Origin of the sequence: Leptospira congkakensis, assembly GCF_004770265.1 — a bacterium.
Lineage (GTDB): Bacteria > Spirochaetota > Leptospiria > Leptospirales > Leptospiraceae > Leptospira_A > Leptospira_A congkakensis.
Genome location: NZ_RQGQ01000004.1, coordinates 421,953 through 442,493, shown reverse-complemented (window position 1 = coordinate 442,493; position 20,541 = coordinate 421,953). Strand labels below are relative to the sequence as shown.

Sequence of the window (20,541 nt, the reverse complement as noted above, 5' to 3'; positions counted from 1 at the left end):
GACGGTATCTCTTGTTTCGGTGATTAGTTTGACTGTTGTGTGCATCATCCTTCTTTTTCGTAACAGGCATTAGTTTGGACGTACAAACCGTATTCACAACCAAACTTCCAAAACTTTGGAAGGATTATGAAGTTAGAAAAGAACAAATGGATATGTCAACGTCCATCGAATCAGCGTTTAATACTGGTTCTAATTGGGTGATTGAAGCCGGCACAGGTGTCGGAAAGTCTTTGGCGTATTTGATCCCCAGTGCTCTTTTCTCTTTAGAAAATGATTGTACTGTTGTTGTTTCCACAGAAACAAAAGCACTACAAGACCAATTACTTTATAAAGACATTCCCCTTGTTTCTGAGGCACTCGGTGCCCCGATCAATGCTATGGTGGCCCTTGGGGCGAGTAATTATCTTTGCAAACGTAAGTATGGTCGTGTGATGGAACGCGGCGATTTTGGCCCGGAGATGGAATCTTCCCTGCAATACTTTGTAAATTGGGAAAAACAAACAACGGCAGGAATTCGGGCCGAATATGATGGATTTTTATCCAATTCCTTTTGGAATTCTGTCTCTAGAGAGTCTGACAACTGTTTGGGGAGAAATTGTCCCAACTTTAGTTCCTCCTATTATTTTTTAGAAAAGGAAAAATGGAAAAAAGCCAATATCCTGATTGTGAACCACCATCTTTTGGCAAGCCATCTCGCTGGTGATTTTAAACTCCTTCCACCATTTTCACAACTCGTCATTGATGAAGCACATGCATTTCCTGAAATTGTAGGAAAGGCTTTTGGATCAGAAATTCGTTATGACTTGTTGATGAATTTGCTCCACTATCTTTATTTCCCTGAAAAACGGACAGGTCTTGTTTTAAAACTGAAAAACGGCGAAAAAATAATGAAGTCGGTAGAGGCTTCTATTGGTTATGCGAATGATTTTTTTCGTATGTTGCTCTCCGCCATCCCTTTACAATTCAATCAATTTTCCACTCGTCATACAGAACGGATCAAACTCGATAATGGAGCTTTAGAAGATACCTTAGCTGATTTAGCATCACAATTGGAAAGTCTACTTTCTAAATACAAAAAAGATAGTGAGGATATGGAAGAAAAGGAAATGGCTCTCGGTTTAGAGATGGTTTCTGGAAATCTAAAGAAAGCTTCCTCCTTTTTAAATGACTTTCGTTTGAAAACCAATCCTAATTTGGTGTTTTGGATTGAACCACCTCCGCAGTCGGCAAAAGATCCGTTCTATTATTTGTTCTCCCAACCGAAAAACACCGATGAAATTTTGGCCAATACTCTATTCCCCAATATGGATTCTGTCGTAATGACCTCGGCCACACTTTCACCAACCGCTGGAAATTTTCAGTATTTTTTGAAGGAAGTGGGAACATCTGAAGTCAAAACCAAAACACTTGCCTCTCCTTTTGCTTACAACACTCATTCCTTACTTTTTGTTCCCAAACAAGTAGCAGATCCGGTTCAGGATCCGAGAAAAAATAAATCGGATCTTTCTTATTGGATTGCGCGCCTTCTCAAACTTTCGGAAGGGGATGCCTTTGTACTTTTTACGTCCAACAAACTTTTGTCGGAACTCTATGAAGAGTTAAGGCATCAGGTTCCTTATCCTATTTTTTCCCAAACAGAAATGGGTCCGATTGCCGCCAAACGGGAGTTCCTTGCCAATGAGAAGAGTGTACTTTTTGGAGTCTCCAGTTTTTGGCAAGGTGTGGACATTAAGGGTGATAAACTTCGAAACGTAATTGTGACTAAACTTCCTTTCCAGGTGCCAACAGAACCTGTTTTGCAAGCAAAGATGGAAGATATGGAAAGAAAGGGAAAAAGTCCGTTTTGGGAGATGCAAGTTCCCAAAACCTGTTTGCTCTTACGCCAAGGATTCGGTCGTCTCATCCGCTCTCAGTCTGATACGGGAATGGTGAGTATCCTAGACCCCCGAGTGCATACAAAGTCCTACGGAAAAAACGTCTTGCAAAGTCTTCCAAAGGGAGTTCCCCTCATTACGGAATTTAACGAATTGGAAAGAAAATTCCAACTTCTGCCGAAGTCTTAACTATGAAACGAATTTATCTCCTTTTGGCTTTTCTCTTAAGTGTATCTCTAGGTTCCAAACCCATCGAGGATAAGGATATTTATTCTTCGGTTGTCAATTGGACAGAGCTTTCCGTTTTCTCATCTGTAAAAGAAACCATTCCTAAAATTGTATTTGATGAAGAAGACCCTGAGTTTTCGGGAAAAAACACTGCCACAAGCCAAGGGAAAGCTCACTCCATGGCTCGTAAAAAAGCTCGGGAAAAACTACGGGTTCGCCTGAGCCAAAGGTTAGAGTCTATTTTATTTAACGCAGATTATACGGTTTATGAATACACACAAGTGAACCAACAAGCAAGGCTTCGACTTAATTCCTATATTGGTTCCGAAAAAGAAGAATACGATTTTCAATTTGTTAAAAATGTTTTGGAAGCGAAGGCAAGTTTGCCGCTCAAAGGGAAAGACGGGATCCTTGCTCATATCCCTTTTGAATACGGAACGGAATCTGTTCCTGAATTTAGTGAAGAAGTGGTTCCCGTGGAATTTTCTGGCCTGATTGTAGATGCACGCCACTTGAATCTCAAACGAGCTTTGTTTCCCAAAATTCAAACCGATCGTGGATTGGATATTTATTCCCCTGTTTATGTAAAAGAAGCTTATGCCATTGAAACTGGGTACATTGTGTACAGGGAAGAACAAACTGGAAAAGGAATTGAAGCTAAAGTAGGAAAGAACCCCTACTTTGTTTTGGCATTAGGAACTGCAGGAAAAAATCAAACGGATCTTATCATTCCTACAGACGAGGCGGCCAAATTTCTTAGCCACCCAGAAACAAGAAAGAATCTTACACGTTGCAGAGTTTTGATTTTAGTTTCTCGGTAAGAGATAAAAACATTTTTTCTGCTTTTGCATAATCACCGTGAAAGAGATAAGCAAAACCCATATCTTCTAAATCTTTATGAGCAAGAGAGTTTGATTTAGCTTCTAACTCAGCAATTTTGTTATAAACGGAATCATACATTTTGCGTTTTTCTTCAAAACTTGGAAGATTCAATTTATTAGGAATGTTTTCAAAAATGAGATTGGCTTCTTTGTGACGATCCAAAAAGAGAAGTGCCATACCCACAAGTTTATGGATATCGGAATCGTTTAACAATTTCATATTGTCACGGAAAACTTTGATCACTTCATCATATCGTTTCAAATAATATGTACAAATGAGTTCTTCTTTGACAAAAGAATTGTCGTTCCATTGTTTTTTAAACTTAGTAATGACTGATTTTGCTTCTTCGTAAGCTTCTGCTCTAAAATAAATTTTAATCGCAGTTTGAACGATGGAAAAACAAAGGGGATTTGTTTGTGTATTAAAATATAAATTTAAACTATTACATGCTTCATCACTTTTACCAATTTCATGGTTTTGGATGGCCTCCACAAGAGGAGCTAGGCTCGAAATCCCTTTGGGAGCTGTAATTGTTGCTCTGCCAGTAAGTTCATACAACGCTAGATAACTAAGGTGTTGGATATAAAAATTCTCTGGATGACGTTTGGCTAGAACCACAACATCTTCGTTTGATCCTACCTCATAAAGATCCCAAGCTTCTTGTTCTATAGATGTGTTTAAGACTTGGGTTGCTTGCTGTGCCATAAGGTGCCTCTCTTTCCTTAAAAAGATCGGCCTTAGTGCAAAATTTCCTTTAAGAAAAATTAAGGGCTTAGCCTATAAATCATCCTTGGATAAGGGATACATTCACGAATATGGGACAAACCACAAACCCAGGCGATGACTCGTTCTAGACCCATTCCAAAGCCTGCATGAGGAACAGAGCCATACTTACGAAGGTCCAAATACCAAGAATAGTCTTCGGGAGGAAGTCCCTCTTCTCGTAACCGTTCCACAATTTTATCAAAGGACTCTTCTCTTTCCGACCCGCCGATGATCTCCCCAATCCCATCAGGAGCAATTAGATCTGCAGAAAGCACGGTATTCGGGTCATTTGGATTTTGTTTCATGTAAAAAGCTTTGATGGCCCTTGGAAAGTTTTGGATGAAGATGGCAGTTCCAAAATGAGTGGTGAGGATTTGTTCTCTGTCTGAATTGATGTCCTCTCCCCAAGTGATTTCTTCCCCAGCTGTTTGCAAAATTCGGATGGCTTCGCCGTAATCCACTCTTGGGAAGGGTTTTGCCAGTTGTTCCAGAAGGGGCGCCGGATCTCGGTCTAGGGCTTTTAAGTCTTCTGCAGTTCTTTCTATGGTAACTCGTAGAACGGTCTTTACGAATCGTTCTTGTAAGTCCAAATTTCCATCTTGGCCAAGGAAAGCCGTTTCGGCCTCGAGCATCCAAAACTCAGTTAAGTGTCTCCTGGTTTTGCTTTTTTCGGCCCGGAAAGTCGGTCCAAAACAATAGACCTTGGAATGGGCAAAGGCAGCTGTTTCTAAATAGAGCTGGCCAGTTTGGGCCAAGTAGGCTTGCCCTAAATCAAAGTATTCGGTGGAAAAAAGGGTTCCTGCTGATTCTCCGATGGAACCGGTGAGGATGGGTGTGTCGATCAGAGTATAGCCATCGTTACGAAAGAACTCTCGGATGGCGAAAGATAACTCGGAGCGAACCCTTTGGATGGCCAGTTGCCTTTTGGAACGTAGCCATAAATGTCTATGGTTGTGTAAAAAATCGGGTCCATGTTCTTTTGGGGTGATGGGATAGTTTTTGGATTCTCCTACAAGGGTAAAGGAATGTAAGAATAATTCCTCACCACCGGGAGCTTTCGGATTTTCCTTTGCCACTCCAAAAACGACGAGAGATGTCTCTTGCGGGAGGGCCTTGATTTCTTTGAAGAGTTCCTCCCCCAAAAATTCTTTTTCGGCCACCACTTGGAAAATTTTTCCCTCGGTGCGGAGTTGGAGGAATTGGACGTGGTTATTGCCTCTGAGTCCTTGGACCCAGCCTTGTAAACTATGAGTGGATGTGGAATTTTGCGAAAGGGATTGTGTTGGATCTAAACTTGGAATCATGGATGGTTTTTTCTGTTTGCCAGTTCAATTTTCTTTGAAATTTTGAACTTACAGAATGAAATCTAGCATCCTATTAGACGGTAAAGCGATTTCCGAAAAAATTCGAAATCGAATCGCAGAAACATTAGCAAAAGCTAAATCCGAAGGTAAGGGAGTTCCTACCCTTGCTACGATCCTTGTTGGGGATAACCCGGCATCCGAAACTTATGTAAATATGAAAGTGAAGGCTTGTGAAAAAGTGGGAATGGGATCACGATATGTGCGCCTAAAAGAAGCAACGACCACCGAAGAGTTGTTAGCCGAAATTCGCAAACTTAATTCTGATCCTTCTGTGAATGGAATCCTTTTGCAACACCCAGTCCCTCATCAAATCGATGAACGTTTGTGTTTCGATGAAATTTCACTCGAAAAAGATGTGGACGGAGTCACTACTGTTTCTTTTGGAAAATTATCGATGAATAGTGAAGCCTATTACCCGTGCACTCCGTACGGAATGGTCCTCCTACTCCAAGAATACGGAATCGATGTTTCTGGAAAACATGCTGTTGTTGTGGGAAGGTCTCCTATTCTCGGAAAACCAATGGCCATAATGCTGACAAACTTAAATGCAACAGTTACCCTTTGCCATTCTAAAACCAAAAATCTTCCAGACCTTGTGAAACAAGCTGACATTGTGGTTGGTGCTGTGGGCAAACCGGAGTTCATCCAAGCGGATTGGATCAAAGAAGGTGCAGTGATTTTGGATGCTGGTTATAATGTTGGAAATGTGGGAGATATAGAAATTTCGAAAGCTAAGGATAAATCTTCTTATTACACACCAGTTCCAGGAGGGGTTGGTCCTATGACAATCTCTGTACTTTTACTTCAAACCATGTATAGTTTTTTAAATCAATTTTCACCTAAGTTGGATTCCCATGCCTCAAACCGTTAGTTTTGATGAATGTTTCCAGACAGTTCCGAAACTAGACCAACCTTCCGACTTAGATAGTTTTTGGAAGGAAGGAATTTCTGAATTAAAAAAAGTTCCTGTAAAAGCTACTTATAAAACGGTTCTCAAAGGGTCTTTCATTTGGGAATCTTTGAATGACGTTAGTTTTCAAAGTATCGACAATCATGTGTTACATGGAAAGTTGGCCATCCCAAGAAAAAGAGGGAATAGACCCGTTGTTGTTTATTTTCATGATTATCTAGCCGTTCCAGAAGAAATCCAAAAAGGGTATTCGGATTTGGGTGTGGCCCAACTTCACATCACCCTTCGAGGTCATGGGGAAGAAATGATCCATGCACCAGTGGATCCTGTCACGGGAAAAGCACCGATTGGTTGGACACCGAATTATTTTGCACATGGACTCGACCAAAAAGAAGATTTCTATATGCGAAAACTATATTTGGATGTGATTCGTACAATTGAGTTCCTACGTTTGACCGATGGGATTGATGGTGACCAAATCATTTTACATGGTAAGTCCATCGGTTCTGCTCTTTCCGTATTTGGAGCAGCTTATTCCGATCGAATTAAGGGCCTTATTTTAGAAACACCTTCGTTCTGTTATATTGATAAAGACCAAATTTCTTTAAAAGGAAATCCTTGGATTCGAGAACTCACTCCCTTTTTAGAAAAAAGAGCTACTAAAAAAATTGATTATAAAAAGGAACTGGCGTATTTTGATGCGCTAAATTTTGCCAAAAAAATCAAAATCCCTGCTCTCTTCTCTTGCGGAATGGAAGATGTGATCTCTCATCCAAAATCCACTTTTGCTTTGTTTAACCATATGAACTGCGATAAACGGATGCAGTTGTATCCGACAGAAGGAAATGAAGCAGGAAAAGACAAACAACCACAAGCAAATCTAGAATTTGTAAAAGAAATTTTTGCCCTATGAGTTTAGTTCCCTTTGTATTCCAAAATTCAAAATCGGGAAAAAAGGAAACATTTGTTCCCAAAGATCCTTTGAATGTATCTATTTACTCCTGTGGGCCAACGGTTTATAACTTTGCTCATATTGGAAACATTAGATCCTTTTTGTTTGTAGATGTCCTTCGTCGTTCTCTACTGCTCGGAGGATATAAACTCAACCAATCCATGAATATCACAGACATTGATGACAAAATCATCAATGAATCTATCAAATTAAAAATCAGTGTCGAAGAGTTTACCAAACCTTGGACAGAAGCCTTTTTTAAAGATTTAGAAACTCTCCATGTTCAGAAGTTAGAACATTATCCAAAAGCCACTGAATCAATTGATGATATGGTCGGACTTGTCGAAACGCTTCAAAAAAATGGGCTCGTGTATGAAAAGGATGGGAATTTATATTTTTCCATCCAAAAGTTTAGCCGTTACGGAGAACTTTCAAAAATCGATGTTTCGGGTATGCAGGCGGGAGTTCGTTACGACGCTGATGAATACACAAAGGATGATGTTCGTGATTTTGTCCTTTGGAAAAACCAAAAGTCAGAAGAAGAAAAATGTTGGCATACTAAAATCGGGAAAGGAAGACCAGGTTGGCATTTAGAATGTTCGGCGATGATTCGAAAAGTTTACGGATCAGGTGTAGACATTCATACCGGCGGGATTGACCTTCTCTTCCCTCATCATGAAAATGAAGCCGCACAAAGTTATGGGGCATATCCTGAGGAAGAATTTGTAGGAACTTGGCTTCACTGCGAACACCTTCTTGTGGACGGGGAAAAAATGTCTAAAAGTAAGGGAAACTTTTATACCTTACGTGATATTTTAGAAAAAGGATATGATCCAAACTCAATTCGATATCATTTAATTTCTGCACATTACAGAAGTAAGCTGAATTTCTCTCTAAACAAATTGGATGAATCAAAAACTGCAATGGAGAGGATCCAAAATACTATCTACCGAGCATTAGAAGCTGGTAACTTATGGGATAAAGTTCCCAAATCGTTTGATAATTTTGAATTTTCTAATCCTGAATTACAAAAACTAAATTTAGAATTTATGAATTCTTTGGCTGATGATTTGAATGTTCCGAAAGCAATGGCTTCTGTTTTTGAACTGATTCGGATTGTGAACCAGTTTTTAGATTCCAATACCGAATTTTCAGATTCGATATTTCTAAAAGAATCGTTACAATTGTTTTATAAAACTAACGAACTTTTTGCTGTTTTTTCATTTGAAAAACAAATCCAAACTTTGGATGGAATTTCTGAGGATTGGATTCTTGGCCAAATAGAAGCAAGAAAGACCGCTAAACAAAACAAAGATTTCGTAAACGCCGACAGAATTCGTAAAGAGTTGGAAGAAAAAGGAATCCTTCTCGCTGATACAAAAGAAGGAAACACCACATGGAAAAAAGCCCAGTAGAAATACTTTTTGGAAAACGAAATTTTTATGAATTTTTAGAGTCCTTGGAACAGATGGCTCCCGAACGAGGAGTCAAAACCATCCGGGAAGTCATCGTCAAAGACTCGATGGGAAATGAAGAAAAACAAAGAATTCGAGGATACATTCCTAATTCAGTTAAATTCACAACCGTATCCACAAGGGAACTAGATCGAATTGCCTCAGATAAAAACCACCAAGGTTATGTGATCATCCGCACCAAACAAAAATCCTCTGCATCACTTGGTTTTGAGCAGTTCAAACAAAATGTGGAGGCAGGTGTTGGCCCTATTTTGATTTTGGACCGAATCCAAGATCCAGGAAATTTAGGAAATATCTTGAGAACAGCCGAATGTATGGGCGTTAAGCACGTGTTAATGTCTGATAGAGATACGTCTCCCATCACTCCTGTTGTGGAAAAAGTTTCCGCGGGTGCTGTTCATCACTTACAAATTTACCGTGTTGCCAACCTGATGCATGGGATGGAATTTCTTAAAAAAAATGAATACTGGATCCTTGCAACTGATGAAGAGGGTGAAGAATCCATTTGGGAAACTTTGCCAGATGCATCGCAGATGGCTGTCATCATGGGGAATGAAGGGGAAGGAGTCAAACGTCTGTTATTAGAGGAAGCTGATTATGTGGCAAGAATTCCTCTTTTTGGATCGGTGACTTCTCTGAACGTTGTTGTGGCTTGTGGAATTACTTTAGATCGGGTGCAAAATGTTTCGCGTTAGGCGAAAAGCCTTGTTTGGTTTTGGTTTATTCCTGATAGGAATGATTGTATTCCAATCTTGTATTTACGATTTTTATAGAAAGGAATTTGTATCGGAGGACAAAAAGAATAAAGAGGCACTTCTACTTTCTTTATTTGGTCTTCTTCCTAATCCCAATCAAAAACTATTTGGATTTTTACCGGGGTTTTCTAGAAACCTTTCTGATTCACAATTCCTTAGTTCTGATTTTTTTACTAAATCTACTAAAAAGAAAATAGTTCTCATTCATGGATGGAATCCTGCAGAAAGAGATTCTGATCCTATTACAAATGATGAGAAAAAAATCCAGAATATCAAAAATACTTTTTCCAATGGCCTTGTTCATTTTCAAGAAGGACGAGATTCAGCAAATTCAGAATTTGATTTTTATCTATATACTTACCGTACATCAAATAGTATTCTGATCAATGGTCGCCAGTTCCATTCTACCTTACGTAGTTATTTTTCTGATTCAGATCAAGTTTACATTGTTGCCCATTCTATGGGAGGTCTTGTTACAAGAGTTGCTTTATCAAAAGAAGTGGGAGTCCTTCCTTTTGTTCGGCTCGTCGTGACTCTAGCCAGTCCTCAGTTTGGCTCTCCATTTGCGACCTCAAGTTTTTTAGGAAGTAATCCTTTTTTGAATGATTTAGGCAATTACCTTGTGGGAACCCAAGGTGGTTCGGAGTTAGCTTACACCAATAAAGGTGCTGGGCAGACAAATCTATCTGGAGCAGAAAATTTGGTTTTAGACGCACTAAACCAGTCATATCTTGATACAAATCTAAATAGTAAATTTGTTAGTTTTGCTGGTGTGATGAGTAACTGCAATGTCGGAGAAACTTTTTATTATAATACTGGTTGTTCCATTTTGACGAATGCTGGTTTCACGCAGTCGGATGGAATTGTTCCAGTCAATAGTGCAAGGTTAGGAAATTTAACTTACAAACAAATCAATATTGCAGATTGTGATCATTCCATGATGGCTTTTCAAACTGTAGATATTAATGATACTAAAAGTCGAAATCTATTTACACAGGTGATTACGGAAATTAGAAATTCACCTTATTAAGGTTTGGTTTATATTTCTGAACGGTTTTGTAGAGATCGAAGAGAAAAATAAAGTCCTAGAAGCCCTAAGATAAAAATGAGAAGTCCTATCAAAAATTCCCCTTCTTTCCACAACAAACATTGGATTAAATACAATCCTCCAAACACAAATGCTAATCCAGAAAGAGTGCCCAATAAGGAAACTAACAATCGATTGGGATATATGTTTTGGGTTTGATTTTCTTTTTGAAATAGTCCCTTCCAGAAAAAATATGGTGGTTTTGTTTTTTCATAGAATTGGAATAAAACCGCGTTATCTGTACTCGGAAAAAGATAAGTGGAAAGAATGAGTAAAACAGCCGAAGAAATAGCAGTGTAAAGAATGGAATAAGGAAATTCTATTTTCAAATAAACCGAAAAAAGTAAATACAATAGAGGTGAGAGGATAAAGGCCAAAATTTCTGTCCAAGCAGAGATCCTCCAAAAAAACCACCTTGCAATCAAAATAAAACCAATCCCTGACGATGCTTCGAGTAAAAATATCCAAGCCCCTTTGATGGTTTCCATTCCATAAACAGCCAAGAAAAAAGAGCAAACAGCTGTTACAATCTGGACAGTATAAGATACTTTTAAATAGTAGGAGTCTGATTTTCCTGGTTTTATGATGGGTTTCCAAAGGTCATTGACTAAGTAAGATGCTCCCCAATTCAAATGTGTTGCCAGTGTAGAAAGATAGGCAGCAAGAAAAGCACTTAGCATAAGTCCAAACATTCCGTTAGGCATTCCCTCTTGTAAAACCATAAGGAAACCTTTGCCACTATCCACTTCTGACAAATTTGGATAAAGGATAACGGAAACAAGAGCCACTAAAATCCAAGGCCAAGGACGAACAAAATAATGAGCAATCACAAACCAAAGAGAACCTTTGAGTGCTGCATTTTCATTTTTGGTGGCAAGGATTCTTTGGGCAATGTATCCCCCACCTCCTGGTTCAGATCCAGGATACCAGCTTGACCACCAAAGAACTGTTAGAAGAATTAAAAAGTGATCCCAAGGGAGTGTTCCCGAACTTCCATTAGGAAAAAATAGGATTTTACTACCATCCAGTTTTGACTTAAGACCTTCAAGACCACCAATGGTCGGTAAGTTGACCGCAAAATAGGCGAATAGGATACAACCAATCCAAGCCAAAAAGAATTGGAAAACATCAATATAGGAAATTCCGCGAAGTCCTGCTATCGAAGTGTAAAAAACGCCAAATAACAATAAATAGATGAGTATATGTGAGTTTGTCCATTCTGGAAAGAATACAGGAATGATTTTTAACATCGCGAGATTGACCCAACCAAGGATGACGAGGTTTAGTAAAAAACCGATAACGAAGGCTTTGATTCCACGTAAAAAAATGGCTTCTTTTCCGCTGTATCTTAGTCCGATAAGTTCCAAATCAGTAGAGGCACCAGATCTTTTCCAAAGTTTAGAAAAGAAAAAAACGGTAACAAATCCACCTACTGACATATACCACCAGATCCAATTGCCAGCAATTCCTTGGCCTCGAATGATCTCTGTTACGGCAAGAGGAGTGTCTGCGGCAAATGTAGTCGCAACCATAGCCGTGCCTGCGACGAACCAAGACAAACTTCCTTCAGCCTGGAAATATTCCTTAGTGGATTTTTGTTTCGAACGAAAACGAAGGAGAAGAAATAAGATGACTACGAAAGGAAATAAAAAAAGTAAGGTATCAAAAATGTGAAATGGAATCATAGTCGCACTTTGATTCCCATCTCTTTCATTGTTTGTTTGGCTTCTTGGATGGAAAATTCTCCAAAGTGGAAGATAGATGCGGCAAGCACTGCATCTGCCCCTCCACGTAAAATGACTTCTGCCATATGTTCAGGATTTCCAGCTCCACCTGAGGCAATGATAGGTATGGAAAGGTTTGTTGTGAAGGATTTCATAAGTGTGATATCAAATCCGTCTTTGGTTCCATCTTTATCCATTGAGGTTAATAAAATTTCACCGGCTCCCATTTCAAAGGCTTCCTTGCCCCAATCAAGAGCCTCTCTTCCTGTTTCCAATCGCCCGCCATTTAAGTACACTTCGTATCTTTTTCTTTGGGGATGGAATTTGACATCGATAGCACAAACAATACATTGTGATCCATAAATTTCGCTGGAATCTTTGAGTAGTTTTGGATTCTGAAAGGCACTGGTGTTGATAGAAACCTTGTCCGCACCTTTATTTAGAACCGCCTTTACGTCTTCTATGGTACGAATTCCGCCACCGACCGTAAAAGGGATAAAGAGTTTATTCGCAACTTGCTCTACTAAATTTAAAAGAATATCTCTTTTGTCGGAAGAAGCTGTGATATCCAAAAAACAAAGTTCATCTGCTTTGTTTTCTTCGTAAGCCACAGCGCAAGAGACGGGATCTCCGGCATCAATGAGATTTACAAATTGAACTCCTTTGACTACCCTTCCTCCTTTGATATCCAAACAAGGAATGACTCTTTTGGTTAACTCATCCATGTTAGGTGATCTCGTTTGGAAGTGCCAATTTAGAAATTTCTAATTCGGAAACGGATTTTGCATAACTTAATAGTTTGGATTCATCAAAATGAGAGGATGTGATTTGTAATCCGATAGGCAGTCCATTTGAGTCGACACCTGCCGGACAACTGATCGCCGGAACACCAGCTAGGTTCACAGAAGTGGTTAGGATGTCTGCTTGGTACATCTGGATCGGATCTTTTGTTTTTTCACCAACTTTAAAAGCTGTTGTGGGTGAAGTTGGTTGGAAAATGATATCAACCGACTTAAAAAATTCTGCATATTGTTTGCGAATGAGAACTCTTGCTTTTTGTGCCTTACCGTAGTAAGCATCATAGTATCCCGAACTTAAGGAAAAGGTTCCGAGTAAAATTCGGCGTTTGACTTCAGGGCCAAAACCTTGGGTTCTAGATTCAGAATACAAATCATCCAATTTTCCACTGCCTTCCTTACGTAATCCGTAACGAATTCCATCAAATCGACTGAGGTTCGAAGAACATTCTGCAGTGGCAATTAAGTAATAAACGGGAATGGCATATTTTAAAAGAGAAAAATCGAGAGGAACAAGTGTGGCACCTTTAGTTTCTAGTTCTTTTAAAATATCCGTATAACGTTTGTTTACATCAGGTGAAAAATTAAATTCTTCTGATTTCATCACACCAATCCGTTTGCCTTTCCAATCAATGGAAGAAACGGAATTTGCTTCAAATGAATCTACTTTGGCTGTGGTTTGGTCCTTGGGATCAAGGCCAGAAATTATTTCTAATAGATCAGAGATCCCTTGTATATCATTTGAAAAAGGGCCAATTTGATCTAGGCTTGATGCATAAGCTATCAAACCATATCGAGAGACTCGTCCATAAGTTGGTTTTAAACCCCAGATTCCACAAAGAGCTGCTGGTTGGCGAATGGATCCACCTGTATCGGAACCAAGAGAAACGGGAAGCATCGATCCTGCCACAACTGCCGCAGAACCACCGCTAGATCCTCCTGGGATACGAGTTGTATCGAAGGGATTTTTTGTGGTTTGGAAAGCGCTGTTTTCGGTAGAAGAACCCATTGCAAACTCATCCATATTGAGTCTTGGGAATAAAACAAATCCATTGTCTCTCAGTCGTTTAATTACGGAAGCATCGTATGGAGAACGGAAGTTTTCTAAAATACGAGAGGAACAAGAAGTGATCTCGCCGGTGATACAAATATTGTCTTTGATCCCAATGGGAATTCCATCAAATTCAGAAAGTAATTTTCCTGATTTTCTGCGATTATCACTTTCTTCCGCTTGTTTCAAAATAGAATCTTTGTTGATTTCGAGGAATGCTTTTACTTTTGAATCAACAGTTTCAATTCGATTGAGATAGGCAGAAACTAAGTCTTTTGATTTTAATGTTCCGTCGTTAAGTTTTGATTTGATTTCGGAATAAGTGAGGAATATTAAATCTTTCATGTTTCAATTACCTTTGGAACTACAACATATCCATTTTCATAGGAAGGAGCAATTTTTGCTAAATCGTCTCTTTTTAAACCGTTTTCTGCTAAGTCCTTTCTTAGTTCATAAAAAATTTGTTCATAAATTTCATCATCACCAACACTAGAAGTATCAAGGTTTTTGATTTCATCTACGTATTGAACAATCCGAGAAAAGTCATTTAACATAGAGGAAATATCAGTATCTTCAATGTTCAATTTTGCCAAATTGGCAATGTTTTTTAGCTCTTTTTCATCCATAAGTTTTCCTCAGTATGCATTTCTATCTATAATTGCTTTTAGCGGTGTGAGTAAAATGATTTTGATATCAAGAAGGAGGGACCAATTCTCAATGTAAAAAATATCTGCTTCAATTCGTTTTTCAATCGAAGTGTCCCCACGAAAACCCTGCACTTGTGCCCAACCAGTGATACCGGCTTTTGCTGCATGACGTCTCATGTATTGTTGGTGTTCATTTCTGAATTTTTCTACATAAAAAGGACGTTCTGGTCTTGGCCCCACAACAGACATATCACCAAGTAATACATTAAAAAATTGTGGAGTTTCATCAAGGGATAACTTTCGTAATACGGCACCTACAGAAGTGACACGAGGGTCATCTTTGACTGTCCAAAGTGTATCTGATTTTTCTTTGGCTTGCACAACCATTGATCTGAATTTAATCATCCCGAACACTTTATTGTCCAGACCTACTCGTTCTTGTTTATAAAAAACTGGTCCTCTGCTCGTTAATTTGATTAGTAATGCGATGAAAAGATAAAATGGACTAAATAGCAGAATGAAAAACAAGGAAAATAAAATATCAAAACTTCTTTTTAAAACTAAGTTGTATCCCAATCGCAAAGGAATGTTACGTATGGAAATGATCGGAATTCCGTCTAAGACCTCCACTCTTCCTTTGGCAGTAACAATTTCTTCGTAACTAGGAATGACCTTCAAATCGATCCCATGAAAATCTGCAATGTCGATGACTTCTTTTAAAGAATCACCTTCTTCATGGGACAGCGCATATACAATCAAATCGATGTTATTGTTTTCAACATAAGATTCTAGTTTTGCAGTTGTGATAACGGTATTGAGTTTTTTGGAAGATAGATCCTTTTTACCAGTGACAAAACCTTTTACTGTATATCCATAGATGGAATGTTTTTTTAAAGTCTCAGAAAAATTGATCGCAGACTTTCCTGTTCCTATGATGAGGACAGATTTTAAATTGAAACCTTTGCTGCGTAAATATTGCATCAGGGATCTCAGAATAAAATGAGAAAAAGAAGTGAGGATGACTGTACAAATAGCAAAATAACCAATCACAAGTCTTGAAAAACTTTCACCACGAAAGAAAAACAAAAGTGATAAAACGACAAGTAGGTTTAGAACAACACCTGTAATGATGGCAAAGAGTTCATCAGAAAATGATAATCCCCTTCTTGGATGGTATAAATCGATTGATAAAAAAGATAATACTTGGGAAAAACCAAGCACAATACCTAAAATCAAATAGTTTACTGGATCAATTGTTTGGATTTGAAATGCGGAATCCGGTGATAAATAATAACGAATCACATAAGCAGAAACAAAACTTGCGAGAGCAATAAAGAAATCTGTCACAAGGAAAAGTAGTTTGAAGGATTGGCTTCTTTCTTTTAGCATTTTAAACTCGTTTTATTCCGATAAATCAGTAGTTGTTCCATCAAGGGGGCGTTTACGGAATCTATACAAACGAACCCGTGTTGCTTGTGCCGAGGCGGAATCCCCAAAACTAAAGTTGGTTAAGTTCACAGAAAAGTATACTGACTGGTCGTAAAATGTCAATTGGTTGTTCATTGTGAGACCACCAGGCAGAGCTCTTAAGTTCATACTGTAACCCAAACGGTATTCCCAGTTATGCAGATCTAGTTTTAAGGTCATCATAAACCGATTGATGTTAAAAACAGTTTTTTGTCTTTGAGTTTGCCCTTGGGCTCCCGTTCCTGCTGCCAAATCTTCCCAAATGGTGGTTTGGTCATAATTGGTTCCTGTTTGGGAAGTATACAATTCAGGGCTAGTATTCATTGCATAGAATTGGCCTTGTGCGAGTGCTGTCAAACGCCAAGGCTCAGTGACTCGGGAATCGAGTTCTAATTCCAATCCAGCATACCTTGTTACCTTTACATCGGTTTTGAAGAAAAATCGGTAACTATCCAAATAAGTATCTTTGTAAACATGATACCAAGTGGATCCTAATTCTAAACTTCGGAAGGCTCGGATGATAGGCCAGGAAAACCCACCCATTTTATAAGAAACAGTTAGGTTATTGGAAAGAGAACGATTCTGTGGAGTGTGGTGTACATAATCATTATTTATGAATATACCAGAATAAAAATTCCTTTTTCGTTCTAGTAGGCTTGGTCTACGAGTTGTGAATCCATCCACAAAATCAAAAAATCCGCCAATTCTAACCACTGTATAATACCATCTTTGCATATTGGTAAGTCCAGGGTTGTAGCTAGATGAAAATTGTCGTAAATCACGAATGGTTTTTACCGAAATATCCCAATCATTGAGTGCATAACTCTCTAAAGAAAATTCTGCTTCGTGTTGGCGTAAGTTTCCAAGGATAGGATCTTTTGCTTCTGCTTTATCTGCATCCAAACGACGGTAGGTAGTCGATAAAAATATTTCAGGAATCCCCATTCGGACTGTATGGGATTGTCTTACGTATTGATAAGATTGTTGTTTGAGTAGCGTCGCATAAGCTTTGTTTATATCTCGATCAGGGCTGTTCAAATCATTTCCTGATCCCGGAAATTCTACAGTTTGTTTGGTGGCACCCATATACACTGATGGTGTAAAGGACATATAAGCACCCATCGCAATCGGTGAACGAAATCCTGTTTCTCCGATTACGTTAGTTTGAGATCTTAAAACAAGGTCTTGGTATTGGCTTCTTGGATCCACAACCCCCGTTACAGGATTTGTTCTTTGTTGAGGAACTCCATAAATTCTATTGATGTTCGTTTGGAAAAGTAAGTCCCAGTAAATGGGGCTACTGGTTCCTGGTATAAGTCCAATATTACTTGAGTTTCTGATTGTGACTGCTGGAAGAGTATCCTGGGCTGCAAAATATTGATTTGCCTGGATTTGGTAAACGAGAGTTCGACTCATCGATAATCCAACACTTAAGTCACCACGGTTTTCCGTATAATTTAAGTTCCAGTTTAGTAAGTTCCGAATGAGTCCAAAACGAACATCTCTATATGTGTACAATGATTGTAATGAGTTTGAAGGTTGGTAACGATTCCCAAATTCATAGTCAAATTGGCGGTTATTATAGTTTTCGTATTGTAATTGAACGTTTCTTGTATAGTCACGTGAAAAGTCATTAAACTTAGCATTCAAACGAATGTCAGTTTTCCACCATGGATCATAGTTAACACCTGTATCACGATAAGGCAATCCAGTGTTTGGAAACATTTCTCCACGATCCACATTATTAGTGACGGCAACATTCCCAACCCCACCGTTTTTAAATCGGTCTTCATAAACAGGAGTGATCGCGTTGTTTTTATAGTTTGCGTAACCAAGATTGATATTATAATTCAAAAACGGGGATAATTTCCACATTTCTAACTGAGCTGCTTGGCCCGTTTTTTCATACATATCAAATCTAAATTTATAACCATTTGCTAGAAAGATACTATTGGGATAAGAGTCTGACCATTGGTATGAGTTTTGCCAAAACCAACCTTGTGTATTGTTTTTACCAATTTGAGTTGTGACACCGTTTCCTGATTCGGAATTATATAAAACAGGAATCCAAAATAATGTGGTTCCTCCGACTTTATAAGAAACACTATAGGCTACGACTGACTTATCATCATGAATGAAGATTTTCGATGCTTGAAAGGATTCATGAGGAAGTTCTGCATTACAAGCAGTGAAGTATCCCATCTCCAGAAGGTATCTTTTTTCATCCAAACGTTTTAGTTTTTGGCCTATAAAGTGAGAAGGAAACATACTTAGTTTAGAATTATAAACAACACCTTGGTTGATTTTTAGATCATAAATCATCCGGTCGCCATTGACTTTGGCATTACCGTCTTTGTATTCCACTCCTCCTTCTGCATAAATTTCTTGTCTGGAAGCATCTATGGAAACGGAGTCGGCTACAAGTTCTCCAGATCTAATTTTGAGTCGAACCTTCCCACGTAGGACGAGAACCCCTCCTTTTGTTTTATCGATATTCAAAAGTTGGCCTTCCGCTGCGTTTTGAATTTGAATTGGAGGACCTTTTTTTGGTTGAGAACTAAGTAAGGATTCAGGAGTTAACGCCTGTTCTTCTTCGGGAACAAGGGCTTCTCTCAGTCTTTCTCTTTTGGTGTAAATAGTTCCAGAAGGATTTAGTCCTAAATTACGAAGGTTGTCTTCCACCTCCCGATCGGACATGGCATCGACAGATTTTCGAACTAGACCCCTTTGTACTTGGGCAGTTGTTTGTTTTCTTTCTTCCTCTTGTCCATTTTTACTTGGACCTTGGGCGTCTGGAAATAGGAGTTTTAGTCCATTGATATCCTGCGCCAGAATTTCCATCCCGAAGAGAAAACTATAAAATAATATAAGGAAACGAATGGATTTTTGCACAGCGGGCTTTGAAAGTATAGAACGAGAGTTTTACACCGGTCGAAAAAATCAATGGAAAACCAGGCAGAATTTCGAACTAGAATCTTGTATTTTAGCGGAAAAAGAGGTTGCTTAACTATTCATGTAATGGACATAATCAAATGGCTCAATCCTTGGGCATCAGGGAGTTTTGAATGGCAAAAACCTACTCTGGGGAGCGTGTTCCTGGCACTTTGCGGTACAATCTCAAAGTCAAAGAGGGGAGCATCGAACATTGTTTCCTTGTCCCAGAACCATCCATCCAAATACCTATGGAAGGGTTTGGTCCGGATGAAAGTGCTAACCGTTTGGCTCTAGCAATTTTACTCGACTTCACAAAAAACCCTCAAACCTCATTTTCACATTATAAAGATTTTAATTTTTTTCTAGCCGGTCTATTTTTAGAAGACAATTGGATGTTACATTCGAGTCGGATTGAACTTTTTTTTAAATTGTTAGAAGAAACACCTCAATTTTCAAAACCATTGGTTTCCAGCAAACATTAAACTACTGTTAAACTGGTTTGATGATTGGTAAGGTAAAAAACCAAGAAGACAAAGTATCATCTCGGTACATTTTACCTTTGTGTTCTGAAATGATACTTTTTGTAACTTCCAAAGAGTTCATCTGGGAAATTCCTTTCATCAAATCTTCTGACCCATTGTCTTGGATTTGAATGAGGATATGACTTGTTCCCTCTTCTTCCTCTTGTTTTAAAATAATTGTAATTTTTCTCCCAATTGTACCTTCTCTCGTATTCACCCGAACTCTTGCGTCTTGGATTAGGTTGAGAAGAACTTGTTTGATTTTTTGAGGTTGGCAATAAGCAAGAGGGATATCTCCCAGTTCAATTTCGCATTGGATTCCTTCTTTCAGAAAGTATTGGTGTAAGAAGGAACGAGTGTCATTTGCGATACTTCCTAAATTTGAATAGGTCCATTGCGAGGAAGTAGACTGGGAATAAGAAACGAGGTTTTTGATGATTTTCGCAATCCTATCAGATTCTTCTGCAATTTTGGAAGCTTTCTCTTTCAAAGAAGGATTCCCCAATTTTTTGGCCTCTAATGTAATTAGGTCAGCCAAATTCAAAATGGATGTGAGTGGATTATTCACTTCATGAGAAATTCCAGAGGCAACAAGAGCTATGGTTTCCCATTTTTGATTTTCTGCAAGTCTGCTTTCCACATTTCGAATGTGTTTTTGGACTTGTGATTTATAAATGGCCATCTCCACAGAAATGTACAAATCACGACTGTTAAACGGTTTGATCAAATATCCAAAAGGTTCAGTGGCTTTGGCTCTAGCTATGGTTGCTTCATCTGAATACGCAGTCAGATAAATGACAGGAATTTCTTTTGTTTTTTTGATGATGGTTGCGATTTCGATTCCGTCCATGGGACCGTTTAACATAATATCCATTAGGACTAAATCAAAATGTTCGTTTTCAATATGTTCGATAGCATCATTGGCATCGGATACATAGGTTGCATTGTATCCATATTGTTTCAGAGTGGAACAAATATTGATGGCAATGATCCTCTCATCCTCAACGACTAGGATTCTTTTAACGTCTGTTTCTTTATCTGATCCCACAACTGCTGTCATATTTTATAAATCCGGCTTCCTCTATCAAATAGAATAATTAGAGTTTGT

General features: G+C 38.6%; 17 protein-coding genes. 8 read left to right on the top strand and 9 right to left on the bottom strand.

Features of this window, described 5'->3' with window-relative positions:
• Positions 1–74: 74 nt before the first annotated feature.
• A complete protein-coding gene (locus EHQ70_RS03070; RefSeq protein WP_135583472.1) occupies positions 75–2,063 on the top strand; it encodes an ATP-dependent DNA helicase in 1,989 nt (662 codons plus the stop codon).
• Between the two features lie 2 nt (positions 2,064–2,065).
• The gene (locus tag EHQ70_RS03065; protein WP_135583471.1) at positions 2,066–2,923 is read left to right on the top strand and encodes a hypothetical protein; all 858 of its coding nucleotides are present in this window, start codon (positions 2,066–2,068) and stop codon (positions 2,921–2,923) included.
• Here the strand turns inward: EHQ70_RS03065 and EHQ70_RS03060 are convergent.
• Positions 2,886–3,689, bottom strand: coding sequence for a hypothetical protein (locus EHQ70_RS03060; protein ID WP_135583470.1), 804 nt, complete (start codon positions 3,687–3,689; stop codon positions 2,886–2,888). The two genes, EHQ70_RS03065 and EHQ70_RS03060, sit on opposite strands and share 38 nt — an antisense overlap.
• A gap of 59 nt (positions 3,690–3,748) precedes the next feature.
• The gene (asnS, locus tag EHQ70_RS03055; RefSeq protein ID WP_135583469.1) at positions 3,749–5,053 is read right to left on the bottom strand and encodes an asparagine--tRNA ligase; all 1,305 of its coding nucleotides are present in this window, start codon (positions 5,051–5,053) and stop codon (positions 3,749–3,751) included.
• Positions 5,054–5,108: 55 nt separating this feature from the next.
• Between asnS and folD the strand changes: the two genes are divergently transcribed.
• Genes folD through EHQ70_RS03030 form a run of 5 tightly spaced genes read left to right on the top strand, consistent with a single transcriptional unit; the run spans position 5,109 to position 10,235 of the window.
• Positions 5,109–5,984, top strand: coding sequence for a bifunctional methylenetetrahydrofolate dehydrogenase/methenyltetrahydrofolate cyclohydrolase FolD (gene folD / locus EHQ70_RS03050; protein ID WP_135583468.1), 876 nt, complete (start codon positions 5,109–5,111; stop codon positions 5,982–5,984).
• Positions 5,968–6,936 carry an acetylxylan esterase gene (locus EHQ70_RS03045; protein ID WP_135583467.1) on the top strand — a complete coding sequence of 323 codons (969 nt, stop codon included), beginning with the start codon at positions 5,968–5,970 and terminating at the stop codon, positions 6,934–6,936. Before folD ends, EHQ70_RS03045 begins: the two co-directional genes overlap by 17 nt.
• Positions 6,933–8,390: a cysteine--tRNA ligase gene (cysS, locus tag EHQ70_RS03040; RefSeq protein WP_135583466.1), complete on the top strand. Its 1,458-nt coding sequence runs from the start codon at positions 6,933–6,935 to the stop codon at positions 8,388–8,390. The genes EHQ70_RS03045 and cysS overlap by 4 nt, the downstream gene beginning before the upstream one ends.
• A complete protein-coding gene (rlmB, locus tag EHQ70_RS03035; RefSeq protein WP_135583465.1) occupies positions 8,372–9,145 on the top strand; it encodes a 23S rRNA (guanosine(2251)-2'-O)-methyltransferase RlmB in 774 nt (257 codons plus the stop codon). Before cysS ends, rlmB begins: the two co-directional genes overlap by 19 nt.
• The gene (locus EHQ70_RS03030; protein WP_135583464.1) at positions 9,132–10,235 is read left to right on the top strand and encodes an esterase/lipase family protein; all 1,104 of its coding nucleotides are present in this window, start codon (positions 9,132–9,134) and stop codon (positions 10,233–10,235) included. The genes rlmB and EHQ70_RS03030 overlap by 14 nt, the downstream gene beginning before the upstream one ends.
• An 8-nt stretch (positions 10,236–10,243) precedes the next feature.
• On the opposite strand, the gene EHQ70_RS03025 is transcribed toward EHQ70_RS03030, so the two are convergent.
• From EHQ70_RS03025 to EHQ70_RS03000, 6 genes are read right to left on the bottom strand one after another with little or no spacing between them, the layout of a single operon-like run.
• Positions 10,244–11,977, bottom strand: a complete 1,734-nt coding sequence (locus EHQ70_RS03025; protein ID WP_135583463.1) for a sodium:solute symporter family protein — start codon at positions 11,975–11,977, stop codon at positions 10,244–10,246.
• Positions 11,974–12,741 (bottom strand): imidazole glycerol phosphate synthase subunit HisF, encoded by a 768-nt coding sequence (hisF, locus tag EHQ70_RS03020; RefSeq protein WP_135583462.1) that lies wholly within the window; start codon positions 12,739–12,741, stop codon positions 11,974–11,976. Before hisF ends, EHQ70_RS03025 begins: the two co-directional genes overlap by 4 nt.
• Before the next feature lies 1 nt (position 12,742).
• Positions 12,743–14,209, bottom strand: a complete 1,467-nt coding sequence (gene gatA / locus EHQ70_RS03015) for an Asp-tRNA(Asn)/Glu-tRNA(Gln) amidotransferase subunit GatA (RefSeq protein WP_135583461.1) — start codon at positions 14,207–14,209, stop codon at positions 12,743–12,745.
• Positions 14,206–14,490: an Asp-tRNA(Asn)/Glu-tRNA(Gln) amidotransferase subunit GatC gene (gene gatC / locus EHQ70_RS03010; RefSeq protein ID WP_135583460.1), complete on the bottom strand. Its 285-nt coding sequence runs from the start codon at positions 14,488–14,490 to the stop codon at positions 14,206–14,208. The genes gatA and gatC overlap by 4 nt, the downstream gene beginning before the upstream one ends.
• A 9-nt stretch (positions 14,491–14,499) precedes the next feature.
• A complete protein-coding gene (locus EHQ70_RS03005) occupies positions 14,500–15,900 on the bottom strand; it encodes an undecaprenyl-phosphate glucose phosphotransferase (protein ID WP_135583459.1) in 1,401 nt (466 codons plus the stop codon).
• A 12-nt stretch (positions 15,901–15,912) separates the two neighbouring features.
• Positions 15,913–18,819 (bottom strand): LPS-assembly protein LptD, encoded by a 2,907-nt coding sequence (locus tag EHQ70_RS03000; protein ID WP_135584315.1) that lies wholly within the window; start codon positions 18,817–18,819, stop codon positions 15,913–15,915.
• Positions 18,820–19,043: 224 nt separating this feature from the next.
• Between EHQ70_RS03000 and EHQ70_RS02995 the strand changes: the two genes are divergently transcribed.
• On the top strand, positions 19,044–19,394 hold the full coding sequence (locus EHQ70_RS02995; RefSeq protein WP_135583458.1) for a hypothetical protein: 351 nt from the start codon (positions 19,044–19,046) through the stop codon (positions 19,392–19,394).
• A 7-nt stretch (positions 19,395–19,401) separates the two neighbouring features.
• Here the strand turns inward: EHQ70_RS02995 and EHQ70_RS02990 are convergent, their stop codons facing one another.
• Positions 19,402–20,493 carry a response regulator gene (locus EHQ70_RS02990; RefSeq protein ID WP_135583457.1) on the bottom strand — a complete coding sequence of 364 codons (1,092 nt, stop codon included), beginning with the start codon at positions 20,491–20,493 and terminating at the stop codon, positions 19,402–19,404.
• Between the last annotated feature and the right edge of the window lie 48 nt (positions 20,494–20,541).